Source organism: Bradyrhizobium sp. HKCCYLRH1030 (assembly GCF_051168395.1).
GTDB lineage: Bacteria > Pseudomonadota > Alphaproteobacteria > Rhizobiales > Xanthobacteraceae > Bradyrhizobium.
Map to the genome: position 1 here is coordinate 65683 of NZ_JBNPUY010000006.1, position 15571 is coordinate 81253.

Annotated in this window: 16 protein-coding genes; 11 read left to right on the forward strand and 5 right to left on the reverse strand. The window is 66.1% G+C overall.

Translation table 11 applies throughout. The features are described 5' to 3' along the window. The first annotated feature begins 254 nt into the window (after positions 1-254). The 4 genes from ACQR1E_RS18745 (at position 255) to ACQR1E_RS18760 (ending at position 4853) form a co-directional block, all read left to right on the forward strand. On the forward strand, positions 255-1946 hold the full coding sequence (locus ACQR1E_RS18745; protein ID WP_434841569.1) for a methyl-accepting chemotaxis protein: 1692 nt from the start codon (positions 255-257) through the stop codon (positions 1944-1946). A gap of 344 nt (positions 1947-2290) precedes the next feature. Then, on the forward strand, positions 2291-3256 hold the full coding sequence (locus ACQR1E_RS18750) for an MBL fold metallo-hydrolase (protein WP_434897412.1): 966 nt from the start codon (positions 2291-2293) through the stop codon (positions 3254-3256). Positions 3257-3295: 39 nt separating this feature from the next. Beyond that, positions 3296-4402 carry a tetratricopeptide repeat protein gene (locus tag ACQR1E_RS18755; protein WP_434897413.1) on the forward strand — a complete coding sequence of 369 codons (1107 nt, stop codon included), beginning with the start codon at positions 3296-3298 and terminating at the stop codon, positions 4400-4402. A 112-nt stretch (positions 4403-4514) separates the two neighbouring features. After that, the gene (locus ACQR1E_RS18760; RefSeq protein WP_316164368.1) at positions 4515-4853 is read left to right on the forward strand and encodes an antibiotic biosynthesis monooxygenase; all 339 of its coding nucleotides are present in this window, start codon (positions 4515-4517) and stop codon (positions 4851-4853) included. A 15-nt stretch (positions 4854-4868) separates the two neighbouring features. On the opposite strand, the gene ACQR1E_RS18765 is transcribed toward ACQR1E_RS18760, so the two are convergent. Beyond that, positions 4869-6380: an acetyl-CoA acetyltransferase gene (locus ACQR1E_RS18765; protein ID WP_434897414.1), complete on the reverse strand. Its 1512-nt coding sequence runs from the start codon at positions 6378-6380 to the stop codon at positions 4869-4871. Positions 6381-6514: 134 nt separating this feature from the next. Here ACQR1E_RS18765 and yghU point away from each other — a divergent pair, with 134 nt between their 5' ends. The 3 genes from yghU to ACQR1E_RS18780 all read left to right on the forward strand — a co-directional run bounded on the left by yghU (position 6515) and on the right by ACQR1E_RS18780 (position 9316). Next, positions 6515-7435 carry a glutathione-dependent disulfide-bond oxidoreductase gene (gene yghU, locus ACQR1E_RS18770; protein ID WP_409998601.1) on the forward strand — a complete coding sequence of 307 codons (921 nt, stop codon included), beginning with the start codon at positions 6515-6517 and terminating at the stop codon, positions 7433-7435. A 345-nt stretch (positions 7436-7780) separates the two neighbouring features. Further along, positions 7781-8980 (forward strand): molybdopterin-dependent oxidoreductase, encoded by a 1200-nt coding sequence (locus tag ACQR1E_RS18775; RefSeq protein ID WP_434897415.1) that lies wholly within the window; start codon positions 7781-7783, stop codon positions 8978-8980. Positions 8981-8992: 12 nt separating this feature from the next. Beyond that, a complete protein-coding gene (locus tag ACQR1E_RS18780) occupies positions 8993-9316 on the forward strand; it encodes a cytochrome c (RefSeq protein ID WP_434897416.1) in 324 nt (107 codons plus the stop codon). 25 nt (positions 9317-9341) lie between these two features. On the opposite strand, the gene ACQR1E_RS18785 is transcribed toward ACQR1E_RS18780, so the two are convergent. Beyond that, positions 9342-9953: a flavin reductase family protein gene (locus ACQR1E_RS18785; protein WP_434897417.1), complete on the reverse strand. Its 612-nt coding sequence runs from the start codon at positions 9951-9953 to the stop codon at positions 9342-9344. Positions 9954-10123: 170 nt separating this feature from the next. Here ACQR1E_RS18785 and ACQR1E_RS18790 point away from each other — a divergent pair, with 170 nt between their 5' ends. Next, positions 10124-10357, forward strand: a complete 234-nt coding sequence (locus ACQR1E_RS18790) for a hypothetical protein (protein ID WP_434897503.1) — start codon at positions 10124-10126, stop codon at positions 10355-10357. A gap of 66 nt (positions 10358-10423) precedes the next feature. Here the strand turns inward: ACQR1E_RS18790 and ACQR1E_RS18795 are convergent, their stop codons facing one another. Next, the gene (locus tag ACQR1E_RS18795; protein WP_315714939.1) at positions 10424-11257 is read right to left on the reverse strand and encodes an alpha/beta hydrolase; all 834 of its coding nucleotides are present in this window, start codon (positions 11255-11257) and stop codon (positions 10424-10426) included. 166 nt (positions 11258-11423) lie between these two features. Further along, complete coding sequence (locus ACQR1E_RS18800) at positions 11424-12203, reverse strand: SDR family NAD(P)-dependent oxidoreductase (protein WP_315749184.1); 780 nt, start codon at positions 12201-12203, stop codon at positions 11424-11426. 178 nt (positions 12204-12381) lie between these two features. Here ACQR1E_RS18800 and ACQR1E_RS18805 point away from each other — a divergent pair, with 178 nt between their 5' ends. From ACQR1E_RS18805 to ACQR1E_RS18815, 3 genes are read left to right on the forward strand one after another with little or no spacing between them, the layout of a single operon-like run. Continuing rightward, on the forward strand, positions 12382-13176 hold the full coding sequence (locus ACQR1E_RS18805; protein WP_315749186.1) for an enoyl-CoA hydratase/isomerase: 795 nt from the start codon (positions 12382-12384) through the stop codon (positions 13174-13176). Next, positions 13173-14162 (forward strand): phosphotransferase family protein, encoded by a 990-nt coding sequence (locus ACQR1E_RS18810; protein ID WP_316170574.1) that lies wholly within the window; start codon positions 13173-13175, stop codon positions 14160-14162. The genes ACQR1E_RS18805 and ACQR1E_RS18810 overlap by 4 nt, the downstream gene beginning before the upstream one ends. Beyond that, the gene (locus ACQR1E_RS18815; protein WP_434897418.1) at positions 14162-14548 is read left to right on the forward strand and encodes a DUF6285 domain-containing protein; all 387 of its coding nucleotides are present in this window, start codon (positions 14162-14164) and stop codon (positions 14546-14548) included. The genes ACQR1E_RS18810 and ACQR1E_RS18815 overlap by 1 nt, the downstream gene beginning before the upstream one ends. Before the next feature lie 238 nt (positions 14549-14786). Here the strand turns inward: ACQR1E_RS18815 and ACQR1E_RS18820 are convergent, their stop codons facing one another. Next, entirely contained in the window at positions 14787-15566 is a 780-nt protein-coding gene (locus tag ACQR1E_RS18820; protein ID WP_316164377.1) for an enoyl-CoA hydratase-related protein, read from the reverse strand. Positions 15567-15571: the final 5 nt, after the last annotated feature.

The window sequence follows — 15571 nt, forward strand, 5'->3', positions numbered from 1 at the left end:
CAGTTTCCTGCATCAACGGCGGCAACATGGTTGGGCCGTTCTGTCTGGCTCGTATCGAGGAGACACGCCGGCGACAGGTCTTGTGAGATTGCGGCCGTCCGTGAACGGGGTCCAGCGACCCGTATTTCGACGGTTGCGGCATTTTATCTTAGGTTAATCGGCGACTGCGACAATCGATGCATCGTTTGCAGCAAAATTAGTCATGCCGATGCCGGCATGACTCGCGGCCATCATCGTCGATTGAAAGACTCGCCATGCGTAAGAATTTGCCCGTCACCAACGTCGAGTATCCGATCACGGATGACACGCTGATCGTGTCCAAGACCGACACGAAGGGCAAGTTGACCTTCTTCAACCAGGATTTTGTCGATGCGGCCGGCTTCACCGAAGCCGAGCTGATGGGGCAGCCGCACAACATCGTGCGTCATCCGGACATGCCGCCTGAAGCTTTCGACAATCTCTGGACCACGCTCAAGGCCGGCCGTCCCTGGGTCGGAGCGGTCAAGAACCGCCGCAAGAACGGCGACTATTACTGGGTGCTGGCGACGGCGTCGCCGATCTGCAAAGACGGCCAAGTCGTCGGCTACACCTCGGTGCGCACCAAGCTGCCCGCTGACCAGCGCGCAGAGGCCGAGCAGGTCTATGCGGCGATCCGCGAAAAGCGGCCACATGGTTACAAGATCGACGACGGCATCGTCCGCCGCCGCTCGGTGTTCGACCATCTCTCGATGTTCACCGGCACGATCGCGGCAAGGCTGCGAACGCTGGTCGGATTGCAGACGCTGTTCCTGCTCGTGCTTGGTGTCATCTCGTTCGGGGAGGGCGGGCTCGCCGGAATGACCGCCGTGGCGATTGCTGCTACCGGTGTCGTGCTGTGTGGCATGGTCGGACTGCGCACGATGAACGTGATCGTGGCGCCGCTCGATCATGTGAACGAGACGATGGAAAGCATCACCCAGGGCAAGCTCGACACCCGCATGCACATCGAGCGCGACGACGAGATCGGCCGCGCCTTGCGTAACCTGCAGACCGTCCAGACGATGGTGCGGTTCAACGCCAGGGAGCTCGGTGAGCAGGAGCGGCGCGCAGCCGCCTCGCGCAAGCGGGAGATGTCGGAGCTCGCCAACAGTTTCGAAGGCGCCATCGGCAACATCGTCAATACGGTGTCCTCGGCCTCCAGCGAGCTCGAGAGCTCGGCCAACTCGCTGTCGAGCACCGCCGTGCGAGGGCAGGAGCTTTCCACCACCGTCGCCGCGGCCTCCGAAGAGGCGTCGGCCAATGTTCAGGCCGTCGCCTCGGCGACCGAGGAGCTCACTTCGTCGGTCCGTGAGATCAGCCGCCAGGTGCAGGAGTCCGCGCGCATCGCCTCCGATGCGGTCGAGCAGGCACGCCGCACCAATGATCGTGTCGGCGAGCTGTCGAAGGCGGCGACCCGCATTGGCGACGTTGTCGAACTGATCAACACGATCGCCGGGCAGACCAATCTGCTGGCGCTCAATGCCACGATCGAGGCCGCGCGGGCGGGCGAAGCCGGCCGCGGCTTTGCCGTCGTCGCCTCCGAGGTCAAGGCGCTGGCCGAACAGACCGCCAAGGCGACCGGCGAGATCGGCCAACAGATTTCTGGCATCCAGGGGGCCACGCAGGAGTCGGTCGGCGCCATCAGAGAGATCTCGACGACGATCGAGCGGCTGTCGGAGATCGCCGCGACGGTGGCGGCCGCGGTCGAGGAGCAGGGCGCAGCAACCGCCGAGATCTCGCGCAACATCCAGCACGCCGCCGCAGGTACACAGCAGGTGTCCGCCAACATTTCCAACGTCCAGCGCGGCGCCAGCGAGACCGGCGACACCTCGGGGCAGGTGCTCAGCGCCGCGCGCCAGCTCTCCGGTGATAGCCAGCGTCTCAAGCTGGAGGTCAGCCGCTTCCTGCAATCGGTTCGCGCCGCCTGACCCAAGACAGTGACGAAGCGGAGGACAGCGGCCGAGATTGGCCGCTGTCGCATCCGATAGTCGAACGACACAGCCCTAACGATAGCCGCGGACAGAGCCGACGACGCCCCCGCGAACCACGTCGACGCTCATGCGTGCGCCGTTCGTCAGGCGGCGCCCCGCTCGACCGGATCATCCCCACCGTTGCAGACTCCCCACACCTGACGCCCCGGCCAGAAAGGCCGTTGTCGCGCCATAATCCCGCTAAGGTGCGGAGATTAACTTGTGTTAGGCATTTATTCAACCGACGGTATATTTGAGTGGCAGGCAATGTGATTGCGGGTGGTTTTTCGCGAAGGACCCTGGTGCTATCGGCCGCGACGGCCGCGGCTGCCTTGGGTCTCGATGCGGGACTAGCCGTCGTTGCCGCCAAGCCGCACCGCCGCACTGAGGATCCCGCACGCGGCTATCGCCGGATCACGATCGGCGAGGCGGAGGTGATCGCCCTCTACGACGGCGTGTGGGAAAAGCCGCACGAGGCCGGCTTCATCAGCAATGCCAGCATCAGCGACGTGAAGGACGCACTGCGCGCCGCTGGTCTGAGCCCGGCCTTCGTCCCGGTCCCGATCTCCACCTTCGTGGTGCGGCTGAAGGGCAAGACCGTGCTCTGCGATGCCGGCGGCGGTGGTCAGGTGCAGGGCTACAATTCCGACTCGATCTTCGTTTCGGGTCGCATGCTGGACAATCTGAAAGCAGCCGGCATTCGCCCGGAAGACATCGACACCATCCTGATCTCGCACTTCCATCCCGATCATATCTTCGGACTGCTCGGCGAGAACACCGACGCGCCGGTGTTTCCCACCGCCGAGATCATCGTGGCTGCGGCCGAGTACAAATTCTGGACCGATGCATCTCTGACCAGCCGGCTGCCGCCGTGGCGGCAGTCGCTGGCGCGCCGCATCCAGAGCGTGATCCCGGGCTGGAAGAACGTGCTGCCGGTCGAGGGCGAGGACGAGGTGGTGCCCGGCATCCGCTTCGTCAGCGTCCCCGGTCATACCCCGGGGCACACCGCGTTTCATCTCGGCTCCGGAGCGGAGCAACTGATGATCTCCGGCGACACCGCCTATGTGCCGGCGTTGTGCCTGCGCCATCCGGAATGGCACGGCGCCTATGACCAGGACGGCGCGGCTGCCGAGGTCAGCCGGCGGAGATTGCTCGATCGTATCGTTGCAGAAAAGATGTTGGTTTGTGGATCTCATTTTCCGTGGGCCGCGTTCGGTCGGCTCACCCGCGATGGCGCGCATTATGCGCTCGACCTGCTCCCCGCGTGATCCCGGACCGACCTCGGAAGAGAGGTTCGGGATCGCGCCATGACGACGCATTATGAGGTGCTCGGCGTATCGCCGCGGGCCGATCTCGACACGATCAAGCGGGCGTTCCGCCAGGCCGCCAAGGCGCACCATCCCGACCTCCGGGGCAGCGCCGATGCGGCGTCGGAGCATCAGCTCAAGCTGATCATCGTCGCCTACAACGTGCTGCGCGACGCGGGCCTGCGTGCCGAATACGACGCCCATCTCGCCTCCGAGCGCGACCGCGTCCGCCGCGAACGCTGGGACGCCATCCTGCAGTTTACCGCGGCGACCGCCGTGCTCAGCGCGGTCCTGATCGGCCTGGAGATTCTGCTGTTGCCCTCCGCCGGTGACTGGATGAGCAGGCAGGCGACGCGCTCGATCGTGACACCGTCGCCGCAGGCCCGATCGGGGCCGCAGCGCAAGGTCGCAGGTGAGACCGTCCCGGCGCCTGCCGTCCAGGACGCGACCGGAGCCGTGCTCCCGCTGCCGCCTCCGGCGGCGGAGGCCCCCGCGCCGCCTCCGCCGGCAGAGCCGAAAGCGGCAGAGCCGGTCGTGCCGCCTGCGCCGATGACCGCCGCATCCTTGGTGAAGCGCGCGATGGACCGCAGCCGACAGGGCGATCTCGAGGGCGCCGTCGCCGATTTCGACGAAGCAATCCGGCTCGCGCCCCGCAATGCCGATCTCTATCACTACCGCGCCAAGGATCTGGTCCGCATGGGTCGCTTCGACCGGGCGCTTGGCGATTATGAGCGGGCGATCCGGCTGGATCCGCACAGCCCGATGCTGTTCCACGATCGTGGACTTGCGTTCCAGCGCAAGGGAGATCTCGACGAAGCCCTTGTCGATCTCGACCACGCCGTGCGCATGGGCTTCAGCGATGCCGCAACGTACAGCGACCGGGGCACGGTGTGGCTGGCAAAGGGGCACTACGACCGCGCGCTCGCCGACTTCAACCAGGCGCTCAAGCTGGATCCGGAATTGGCGGTCGCGGCCGCCCGGCGTGACGAGGCGCTCGCGCGCAAGCGCGACCAGCAATTGGCGGGCGACGACAGCGCGCCTCCGGCGGCTGCGGAGACCACGGGCACGGTGCCTGCCAACGTGAAGCCCAGGCGAAGTGGGCGCTGAGCGCCGGCCCGTGATCCGCACTCGACATCCAGGACGCGGTGGGCAGCGTTGTGCTCACACCTGTCGGCGCGACCGTTCCATCGCGCGGCGGTTTGCGATCCAGGAGCGCGCCATGAGCGTCTACGTGTCCGTCACCGGCTTCCGCCCGCATCGCGGCCTCACGCGGCTGGCGCGATTCTGGTGGCACACGCTGCGCGCCGTCCGCCAGGCGCGTGCGGCTCCCGGGAATCTGCGCGTCGAGCTTCGTCCAGTGAATGGCATCTATCACACGCTGACGGTCTGGACCGACGAAGCCAGCATGCGCGCCTATGTCAGAAGCGGCGCGCACCGCCGCGCCATGATCGGCTTCCGCGACCTCGGTGGCGGCAGGACGCTCGGCTTCGCGGCGGAGCGCGATCCCGATTGGGAGACGGCCCATGCGCGCTGGCAGCACGAGGCGCGGGAGGTGTGAGGCGACGGAAGCGAACTAATTCGTCCGCCACTCCGGCACACCATCGGCGGCCATCGTGATCGTGCCGAGCGCGCCGACCGGCGACCTGTCCTGATCCATCAGCCGCGCCAGCGTGGCTGCGTCCTGCGCCGGCACGCGCGCCAGCGTGCGCGTGTCCTGCTCGGTGCGCAGCATCACCACGCCATGCTCGACCTCGCCGTTGCGATCGAACAGCGCGGTGAAGCTCTCGACCCTGCCGCCGCCGCCGGCCTCGCTGACGAACTCCGGCGCGGCGGCGCGATGCCGATCGGCCTCGGCCTGCACGCTCACCTCCTGCGACAGCGATGACGGCGGCTCGCGCGAGATCACCAGCGCATGATGCTTGGTGACGAAGCCGCCCTGGCCGTACAGCAGGCCGCGCCTGGCGCCGCCGCGCAGCCGCCGCACCATCGCGCAGGCGGCATGCGTCATGTAGGTGTTGAGCGGCGCGCCGAAGAAGGTCAGCCCGCCGGTGACGGTCGGCTCCACGTCAGCGCCGAGGCCGAGGATCCGCCGCGCCATCTTCGGCACGCAGGGAAAGCAGCTGTAGAGCTCGATGACGTCGAACGCCGCGCCGTTGCCGCCGACGATGTTCATCGCGGCCCGCAACACGGCGTTCTGCGGATGACTCTCGGCGAACTGATCGCGCGTGAGGTAGTCGCGCGGATCCTCCGCCGATGCGCCGCCGAGCGGATAGATCATGCGGCTGTCGGCAATGCCCGCCGCACGCGCCTTGGCCAGGCTGGTCAGGATCAGCGCCGCGCCCATGTTGACCATGGGATTGGCGACCATCAGCTTGGTGTAGGGCCAGGCGATCGGGCGGTTGTCGGCCGACGGAGTCGTGATCTCCTCGGGCGCGAAGTGCCGCTTCAGCCAGGCGTTGGGATTGTAGGCGGCAACCGCGGAAAAGCGCGACCACAGCTCGCCGGATTCCGCGAGCGCCTGCCGCGTCGTCTGGCCCCATTTGGCTGCGCTCGCGACTTCGTAGAACGGATAGACCGTGACCGGACGGAACACGCCGAGCTTCACCGCTAGCGGCTTCTGGAATGCAGCGCCGCGCTTCGGCCCCTCGACGTCATGCGCGAACGGCGTCCACGGCAGGGTCACGCCGGCGCGTTCGGCCTTGGTCGCCGTCGATTGCGCCTCGGCGCCGCAGACCACTGCGACCTCGCATTCGCCGCGCGCGATGCGCAAGGCGGCCTCGTGCAGAAAGCGGATCGGGCTCTCGCCGCCGACGGGACCGTAGTGGCAGTGCGCCGGGCTCACGCCGAGCCGCTGCGCGAGAAGCTGCTCGGGATCGCGGTAGCGCCAGCTCAGGAAGTTGACGACGTCGAGCGAGCCGGTGTCCTGGATGAGCTTGGCGACCGCGTCATTTTCCGCGCGGCGGATCGCCTGTTCGAGCAGCGCCAGCGGCTCGAGACCGTCGCCGATGTTCTTGGGGCGATCGACGATCTCGCCCACGCCGACGATCACGGGAATGCGGTCGGGGGGCAGGGGACTTGCAGTCATCGGCGTTTCCAGGAGCCGGCCCGCGACGGACCGTCATTGTTGTCTTGTCTCCGTTCTGTCATCGCAGGTTCGACCGCGCAATGCAGAAAATGCTGATGGCGCCCGCGCGCAGCGTGGCTTCCGCTCGACGGCATATGCGCCTAAAACGCTCGCTCCTGACGCTCACGCCGGAGTCTGCCGTGTCTGAACAGAACAGCTATGTGCCGCCCAAGGTCTGGACCTGGAACAAGGCGAGCGGCGGCCGCTTCGCCAACATCAACCGGCCGATCGCAGGTCCGACGCACGAGAAGGAATTGCCTGTCGGTCGTCATCCCTTGCAGCTTTATTCTCTGGGAACGCCGAACGGCGTAAAGGTCACAGTGATGCTCGAGGAGCTGCTGGCGCTCGGCCACAGCGGCGCCGAATATGACGCCTGGCTGATCCGGATCGGCGAGGGCGATCAGTTCGGTTCGGGCTTCGTCGCCATCAATCCCAATTCCAAGATCCCGGCGCTGCTGGATCGCAGCGGGCCGGAACCGATCCGCGTGTTCGAGTCCGGCGCGATCCTGGTTTATCTGGCCGAGAAGTTCGGCGCCTTCCTGCCGACCGAGCCGGCCAAGCGCGCCGAATGCCTGTCCTGGCTGTTCTGGCAGATGGGGGCTGCGCCCTATCTCGGCGGCGGCTTCGGCCACTTCTATGCCTATGCGCCGACCAAGATCGAGTATGCCATCGACCGCTTCGCGATGGAGGTGAAGCGCCAGCTCGACGTGCTCGACCGCCGCCTGGCCGAAAGCGAGTATCTCGCCGGCCCCGACTACACCATCGCCGACATCGCGGTGTGGCCGTGGTACGGCGCGCTCGCCAAGGGCCTGCTCTACGAAGGCGGCGAGTTCCTCTCGGTGCAGGACTACAGGAATGTCCAGCGCTGGACCGACCAGATCGCGCAGCGCACCGCTGTGAAGCGCGGCCGCATGGTCAACCGCGTCTCCGGCGATCCCAAGAGCCAGCTCCACGAGCGCCACGACGCCAGCGACTTCGAGACCAAGACACAGGATAAGATCGGGCAGGGCACGTAGTTGCGCGTGTAGGGTGCACAAAGGAGCGGCGAGCTCATCGCGGCGTGCAACAACCGTGGAGCGCGCCGTGCCCAACGTCGTCCCTCGCCGGCGCCGTCGGTGGGCACGCGCCGCCTGACGGCCCCGATTGCCCCCCTGCGGTTCGATGCACGATTGCTCTTGTTGCACGTGCGAAGTCTCGGCCGTTGCCGCGCTGCGATGCTATGATTGCGGACGTTCGCGGCTTTTCTCGCAGTGAGAGAATGTGCAACGATCAATTCGCAGCGGCCGTGCATGCCGCTAGATTTCGATGAGAGCCGGCGGTGATGACCGCGGGTTCAAAACGACCACTCCGGAGGGAGTTGCATGATCGACAGACGTGATCTGCTCAAGGGAGCAGGGCTGGCGGCGCTGCTGGGCGGGTTTGGCGCGACGCGCGCGCTGGCCGAGGACACCGTGACGTTTCCCTTCGCCAACGGCGAGCGCCCGCTGGTGAAGTATCCGCAGAAGCGGCCGATGATCGGCCTGACCAGCCGGCCGCCGCAACTCGAAACGCCATTCGGGGTGTTCAATGACGGCGTGATCACGCCGAACAATGCCTTCTTCGTCCGCTATCATCTGGCGGGCCTGCCTTACGATCTCGATCCGGACAGGTTCACGCTCGCGATCAAGGGGAAGGTCGACAAGCCGCTCAAGCTGTCGCTCAAGGACATCCGGAAGATGAAGGCGACCGAGATCGTCGCCGTCAACCAATGCTCCGGCAACAGCCGCGGCTTCTTCGAGCCGCGCGTCGCAGGTGGCCAGCTTGGCAACGGCGCCATGGGCAATGCGCGCTGGCGGGGCGTGCCGCTCAAGGCCGTGCTCGAGATGGCGGGCGTCCAGACGGGCGCGAAGCAGGTCACCTTCAACGGTATGGACGGCCCGGTGATCGACAAGACGCCGGACTTCGTCAAGGCGCTCGACCTCGATCACGCCATGAACGGCAAGGTGATGCTCGCCTATGGCATGAACGGCGAGGACCTGCCGTTCCTCAACGGCTTTCCGCTGCGCCTGATCGTGCCGGGCTATTACGGCACCTACTGGGTCAAGCACCTCAACGAGATCACCGTCATCGACAACGTGTTCGACGGCTTCTGGATGAAATCGGCCTATCGGATTCCGGACACGCCGAACAATGCGATCGAGCCCGGGACCGCGCCGAAGGCGACGATTCCGATCAATCGCTTTACGGTCCGTTCCTTCATCACCAGCGTGAGCGATGGCGCGAAGCTGAAGGCGGGCACGGCGACGCTGCGCGGCATCGCATTCGACGGCGGAAGCGGGATCAAGCAGATCGCGGTCTCGACCGATGGCGGCCAGACCTGGACCGACGCCAAGCTCGGCAGGGATCTCGGGAAATATTCCTTCCGCGAGTGGAAGCTGGCGGTGAAGCTTGCCGCGGGATCCCACGATCTCAAGGTGCGGGCCACCAGCAACTCCGGCGAGACGCAGCCGGAGACGCCGCGCTGGAATCCGGCCGGCTATCTGCGCAATGTCATCGAAACCGTCCGCGTCACGGCGGCCTGAGGAGCAGCACCCATGCAGCGGACGTTTTTCCTCATCGCCACGCTAGCCACCGGACTTGGCTGCCTTGCGGGCAGCCCCATCGCCCTGACCGCGGCGTCAGTCAACTACCAGGTTCCGCAGGAGACTGCCGCCTTCAAGCCCGGGCCCGATCTCGCCGTCGTGCAGGGCAACTGCACGGCCTGTCACTCCTCCGACTACATCAAGACGCAGCCGCCGATGCAGAACAAGAAGGAGTTCTGGCAGGCCGAAGTCACCAAGATGATCAAGGTTTATGGCGCCCCGATCGACGCGGCCGATGTCGGCAAGATCGTCGACTATCTCGCCGCAACCTACTGACGCCAGGGCCCGGCGGCCAGGGCGTTCAGCCATCGCCCTTCGCCGGCGGGAAATCCATCCGGTCGTCGGTGCGGCAATAGCGGTCGGCGAACATGCGCCCGACAGGATGGAACAACTCCATCTCGACCCGCATCTTCTCGGTGTCCCACAATTCGTCACGGATGTGGAAAGCGAGGCCTTCGCCGAGCACCAGCACGCGATCGCCATTGACGTCGATGAGCTGCCAGGTCTTGCACTCCATCGCGAACGGCGCCTCCGCCAACCGCGGAACGCCGATCATCCGGGACGGTGTGAGCTTGAGCCCAAGGTGATCCGGCTCGCCGATCTCGGGCGGAAAGTCGCCGCCGGTCTCATGCATCGCCTGCGCCAGGGGCTCGTCGGTGACGTGGACCACGAACTCGCCTGAGCTGCGGATGTTGACCAGCGTGTCCTTGATCCGGCCGTCCGGCCGCAGGTTGATCGCGAACACGCACAGCGGCGGGTCCTCGCCGAGCACGTTGAAGAAAGAGAACGGTGCGGCGTTGACCACCCCGGTCTCGCCTCTCGTCGTAACCCAGGCGATCGGCCGTGGCAGCACGAAGGAGGTCAGGATCTTGTAGCGCTCGCGCGGGCTGAGATCGGTGGCGAGGTATTCCATGTAGAGGCCTCTGATGCGTCGGTTCCCCGACCGTAGTGGGCCGCGACGCGATCAGGAAGCCAATAAAGCGGGCAGGGGTGCGCACCTCGGCGTCGTCGCGGGAAATTCCATGTTTCCGGGAACGGCTCCGCCGGCGCCACGTTCGGACAGCACGGCAACTACAATCAGCGCTGGCGCAGGGCAGCCCACAGACCACGCCGCCGCCGAGTGCGCAGAATTCCGGAGCAGGCATCCAGGGCGCGCCTGGCAACAAGAACGGACCGGGCACTGAGACGAAAGGCGGCACCGTCGGCTCGTCCACGATCAACCGCCATAATCCGGACGTCAGCGCTCAGGACCCGTCGAACATCAAGGGCATGCCGGGGAATAAGAACGGCCCACCGGCCAAGAAACCGCAGGACTGACGCCTGCGATGGCAGCTGCGCGATTGCGCAGCTGCCATCGCACGCCAGCGCTGAGGTGTCGTCAGATCAGGGCAGGGCCGCTGCGCCGTTGGTCACGATCAGATTGTCGGTGTCTGCCGGGGCCAGTTCGCTCGTCGCATCGCCGCCGAGATATTTGTCGAGCGTCGCCTGGATCCGTTCCCGCGCCGTGTAGGGGCCGCGGTCGCTCATCCAGGTGTGCTGGAACTCGGTCTTGATGATGTCGATGCCGCTCTTCTTGTCGACATGCGTTGGCAGAACGCCGGGGTCGGTCTTGAACTGCGGATCATCCGAGCGGAACGACAGGATCTTGAGCTTGTCCCTGATAACGAAAGGAACGCGCAGATTGTCGAGCGTCACCACCTGCGAGACGATGTTCGGATGCTCCTTGGCGAAATACATCGCGGTATCGCCGCCATTGGAGTGGCCGACCAGGGTCAGGTGATCGTAGTCGGCATTCGGATGACGCTTCTTCATCTCGTTCAGCACGCAGAGGATGTTGGCCTCGCCTTTCCGGTAGACGTCGAGCCGGCCGACATAAGGCATCCCGACCTTGGTGACGAGCGGCGGATCAGTCGGAAGGTCCTGCTGGACGCTGGCGACAAGGTAGCCGCGCGCGGCGAACACGTTCGCGAGGAAGGAGTACTCGGTGTTCTTCACTGTGTTGCCGTTGCTGATGATGGCGACCGGCAGCCGCCACAGCCCGGCATTGGCCTTCATCTCGTAGTCCTTGCGCACGGCGACATCGACATTGATCGACCGCTGCCGCGCGGCATCGAAGAACTCGCGGCTTTCGTGCTGAATGCCCCATTTGGCCATTGCAAAGTAACCGGCCACAGCCAGGGCAGACACACAGGCCAAAACCGTCACACCGCGCTTCATGGTATCCTTCCTTGGACGTCTCTCCGTTATGTGATGGAAGACAACGCCCGGGTCACGGGGGTGTGGCAGCCAGGGGTGGATTAAATTTCCGAAATCTTGCAGTGCAGCACGGGAACAATCCGCGGTTGGTGAACCGGCGCGCCGGCTCACCTCCCACTGCGAGGAGTCAGAATGCGGTATAGCCGCCGTCGATCACGAGGCAGTCTGCGGTGTGATAGGACGACGCCTTGCTCATGAGGTAGACGGCGATGCCGCCGAAATCCGACGGCTCGCCGAAGCGGCGCACCGGGATACGCGGCATGACGTTGGCAACGAACTTCTCGTTTCCCATGATGCCTGCGGTCATGTCGCTCTTGATCCAGCCAGGCAGGATCGCATTCGCGGTGACGCCGTGGCGTGCGAGTTCGACGGCGAGCGCGCGGCACAGCGCATTGATTGCCGCCTTGGTTGCCGCATAGTGCTCGTTCCGCGCGGTGCCGAACAGCGAGGCGAGGCTGGAGGTCGCGACCAGGCGGCCGAACGGATCGCCGGCTTCGGCGCGCGCGGTCATGTGCTTGGCGGCGGCCTGGAAGGCATGGAAGACGCCGTCGAGATTGGTCGCGAACATTGTGCGCCATTCCTCCTCGCTGCGCTCGATGAAGGGTTTGCGGCCGCCGCCGCCGATGCCGGCGTTGGCAAAGCAGCCGTCGACGCGACCGAAGGTGTCGAGTGTCGCCTTCATCGCCTCGTTGACGGAAGCAGGGCTCGTCACGTCGCAGACATGGGTATCGACCCTGCCGGGCCCCGCGGCCATCGACGCCGCAGCCGCCTTGTTCTTCTCGGCGTTGCGGCCCCAGATCGAGACGTTGCAGCCACTGGACGCAAGTGCCTGGGCGATTCCGAGGCCTATGCCTCCATTGCCGCCGGTGACGACGGCCACACGGCCGGTGAGGTCGAACATGCTCATGGGGTTCTCTTGGGCGTTTCCGTGATGATGTGAGCGCGCTGCGCGCCGCTTCGGTTATTGGGATGATCCAACCATGGACAAGCGAAGCGCAAAAATCAAATATGCTGACAGAACCGTGCCGCGCTTCAAATTTCCGCGGCGAAGAATGCACTGACCGAAAAGCTCTTGAGAGGAAAACATGCAGTTCAAGCACGTCACGCTCGATTTCGACGGGCCCGTCGCCGTCCTCACGCTCGATCATCAGGAGGTCATGAACGCGGTCTCGATCGATATGCTTGGCGGGCTCGCCGAGGCGCTCGACGAGATCGAGGAGAAGAAGGCGGAGGTGCGCTGCCTGGTCGTAACCGGCGCGGGGCGAGCGTTCTGCACCGGTGCCAATCTGCAGGGCCGCAATGCGCAGGCGAAGCCCGGCCGCAGCAATGCCGGCGCCGCGCTCGAGACGGCCTTTCATCCGTTCCTGCGCCGCTTGCGCAATCTGCATTGCCCGATCGTGACGTCGGTCAACGGCCCGGCCGCCGGTGCTGGCATGAGCTTCGCGCTGATGGGCGACATGATCCTGTGCGCGAAGTCCGCGTATTTCCTGCAAGCCTTCCGCCGCATCGGTCTCGTTCCCGACTGCGGCTCGACCTGGCTGTTGCCGCGCCTCGTCGGCAAGGCGCGCGCGATCGAGCTGTCGCTGCTCGGCGAGAAGCTGCCGGCCGAGACGGCGCTGCAATGGGGCCTCGTCAACCGCGTCTATGACGATGCGGCCCTCAAGGAGGAAACGATGAAGCTCGCGCGCGAGCTCGCCAACGGGCCGACGGTGGCGCTGGCGCAGATCCGCAAGCTTTACTGGGACAGCCCGGAGAACTCGTTCGAGGAGCAGCTCAACGCCGAATTCCAGTCGCAGCGCATCGCGGGCGGCACGTCGGATTTCAAGGAGGGCGTCACCGCGTTCCTCGAAAAGCGCCCGGCCAAGTTCAAGGGCCAATGATCGAGGCCGAGCTGTCGCGCTGCGTCGCCTCGTTCATGCCGGGGGCGACTGGCGTGCGCGGCGCCGCGAAACTCTCCGGCGGCGCCAGCCAGGAGACGTGGCGGTTCGACATCGTCCATCCCGGTGGTGATGTCGGCGCCATCCTGCGCCGCTCGCCGAAGGGCTACGGCGCCGCGCCCGGGCGTGCCGCCGGGCTCGACAACGAGGCGGCGCTGATGCGGCTCGCTTGTGCGGCCGGCGTGCCGTCGCCCGAGGTACTGCACGTGCTACGGCCGGAGGACGATCTCGGCGCCGGTTTCATCATGCGCCGCGTCGAGGGCGAGACCATCGCGCGCAAGATCCTGCGCGATGCTGAATTCGCCGAGGCGCGGCCGCGCCTCGCGCGCCAGCTCGGCGGCATCGCTGCCGGCATCCACGGGATTCGACGCGAGACGCTGCCCGCGTTGCGCGAGATGAACGCGACCAGGGAGATCGCGGAGCTCGCGCGCGAATATCAAAGCTTCGACTGGCCGCGCCCGGTGTTCGATCTCGCGCTGCGCTGGCTGTCGCACAACGATCCCGGCCCCTCGGCGGAGGTGACGCTGGTGCATGGCGATTTCCGCAACGGCAATCTCATCATCGGCCCCGACGGGGTGCGCGCTGTGCTCGACTGGGAGCTCGCCCATCTCGGCGATCCCATGGAGGATCTCGGCTGGATCTGCGTCAACTCCTGGCGCTTCGGCGAGATCGACAAGCCCGTCGGCGGCTTTGGCTCGCGCGAGGAGCTGTACGCGGGCTACGAGGCCGCTGGCCGCAAGGTCGATGCCGGCAGGGTGAAGTTCTGGGAGGTCATGGGCACGTTGCGCTGGGGCGTGATGTGTTGCGGCATGATGCAGCGGTTTCGCTTGGGTCCCGACCACTCGATGGAGCGCGCCATGATCGGCCGCCGCGCGTCGGAGACAGAGATCGATCTGCTGCGGCTGCTGGCGCCGAGAGGAGAGGGCTGATGCATGACGAACCGACGCCGACGGAGCTGGTGAAGGCGGTCGCGGATTTCCTGCGCACCGACATCGCGCCGCTGATCTCCGGGCACCCGGCGTTCAAGCTGCGCGTGGGAATCAACGCGCTCGATCTGGTGGTGCGGCAGTTGACGCAGGCTGCTCCGGCGGATGCCGCGGAGCACGCGCGGCTGAAACAGCTATTGAGACGAGACGGCGACTTGCTCGAACTGAATCGTGTGCTTTCCGAGCAGATCGCCAGTGGTGCCGTCGATCTCGGCACGCCGGGCCTGAAGGACCACCTCTGGCAGACCACGCTCGACAAGCTCGCTGTCGATCAGCCCAACTACGCGTCCTACAGGCGCGAGGCGGGGAGGGGCCAGGATGATGCCTAATTCTCCGTCGTCATTGCGAGGAGCGCCAGCGACGAAGCAATCCAGACTGCTTTGGGACTCTGGATTGCTTCGCTTCGCTCGCAATGACGGCGGCGGGAGCTGGACGGGCGTTGCGATCACCTCGGCCGTCGTCCCGGGGCGCGACGCAGTCGCGAGCCTGGAATCCAGACTCCCGTTCGTGGTCACGGATTCCGGGCGCGCGCTCCTCGTGTCCCGGAATGATCACCTTGGCGATGCGCTACCGCCCCAGCCATTTCGGCGGTCGCTTCTCGGAAAACGCCTTCGGCCCCTCAATGTAGTCCTGCGAGTGGATCATCGCCTGCACCGCCGCGTAGTCGCGCTGCTCGGTGATGGCCTGCTCCAGCGACACCGCGAGGCCCTTCTCGATCGCCTGTTTGGAGGCGCGGATCGACATCGGCGAGTTCTTGGCGATGGTGTCGGCCCAACGCTCCGCGGCCGCCAGCGCCTCGCCCTGCGGTACGACCTCGTTGACGAAGCCGAGCTCGTGGCCCTCGCGGGCGCCGACGTGGCGGCCGGTCAGGATCATGCCCATCGCGCGCTTCATGCCGATCTGGCGCGGCAGCCGCTGCAGCCCGCCGGCGAGCGCGGCGAGGCCGACGCGCGGCTCGGGCAACGCGAAGGTCGCATTCTCGGAGGCGATGATCAGGTCGCAGGCCAGCGCGATCTCGAAGCCGCCGCCCATCGCAACGCCGTTGACGGCCGCGATCAGCGGCTTGTCGCAATCGAAGCGCGAGGTCAGTCCGCCGAAGCCGCTTTTGCCCCAGCCGCGCGCGCCGCCGGCCGCCTGCCATTTCAGATCGTTGCCGGCGCAGAATGCCTTGTCGCCCTCGCCGGTGACGATCGCCACCCATTGCTCGGGATCGGCGGCGAAGCCGTCGAACACGCGCTCGAGCTCGTAATGCGCCTCGATGTGCAGGGCGTTGTAGACCTCGGGGCGCGCCAGGGTGACGATCGTGATCGGCCCCTTGCGCGTCACTCTCGAAAACTTCAGCTCCATCGGCC

Bases quoted from the DNA above. Each gene is read 5' to 3' on its own strand.
- ACQR1E_RS18745 (WP_434841569.1), top strand. From the start codon at position 255: ATGCGTAAGAATTTGCCCGTCACCAACGTCGAGTATCCGATCACGGAT.
- ACQR1E_RS18755 (WP_434897413.1), top strand. From the start codon at position 3,296: ATGACGACGCATTATGAGGTGCTCGGCGTATCGCCGCGGGCCGATCTC.
- ACQR1E_RS18760 (WP_316164368.1), top strand. From the start codon at position 4,515: ATGAGCGTCTACGTGTCCGTCACCGGCTTCCGCCCGCATCGCGGCCTC.
- ACQR1E_RS18765 (WP_434897414.1), bottom strand. From the start codon at position 6,380: ATGACTGCAAGTCCCCTGCCCCCCGACCGCATTCCCGTGATCGTCGGC.
- yghU (WP_409998601.1), top strand. From the start codon at position 6,515: ATGCGCCTAAAACGCTCGCTCCTGACGCTCACGCCGGAGTCTGCCGTG.
- ACQR1E_RS18775 (WP_434897415.1), top strand. From the start codon at position 7,781: ATGATCGACAGACGTGATCTGCTCAAGGGAGCAGGGCTGGCGGCGCTG.
- ACQR1E_RS18780 (WP_434897416.1), top strand. From the start codon at position 8,993: ATGCAGCGGACGTTTTTCCTCATCGCCACGCTAGCCACCGGACTTGGC.
- ACQR1E_RS18785 (WP_434897417.1), bottom strand. From the start codon at position 9,953: ATGGAATACCTCGCCACCGATCTCAGCCCGCGCGAGCGCTACAAGATC.
- ACQR1E_RS18795 (WP_315714939.1), bottom strand. From the start codon at position 11,257: ATGAAGCGCGGTGTGACGGTTTTGGCCTGTGTGTCTGCCCTGGCTGTG.
- ACQR1E_RS18800 (WP_315749184.1), bottom strand. From the start codon at position 12,203: ATGAGCATGTTCGACCTCACCGGCCGTGTGGCCGTCGTCACCGGCGGC.
- ACQR1E_RS18805 (WP_315749186.1), top strand. From the start codon at position 12,382: ATGCAGTTCAAGCACGTCACGCTCGATTTCGACGGGCCCGTCGCCGTC.
- ACQR1E_RS18810 (WP_316170574.1), top strand. From the start codon at position 13,173: ATGATCGAGGCCGAGCTGTCGCGCTGCGTCGCCTCGTTCATGCCGGGG.
- ACQR1E_RS18815 (WP_434897418.1), top strand. From the start codon at position 14,162: ATGCATGACGAACCGACGCCGACGGAGCTGGTGAAGGCGGTCGCGGAT.
- ACQR1E_RS18820 (WP_316164377.1), bottom strand. From the start codon at position 15,566: ATGGAGCTGAAGTTTTCGAGAGTGACGCGCAAGGGGCCGATCACGATC.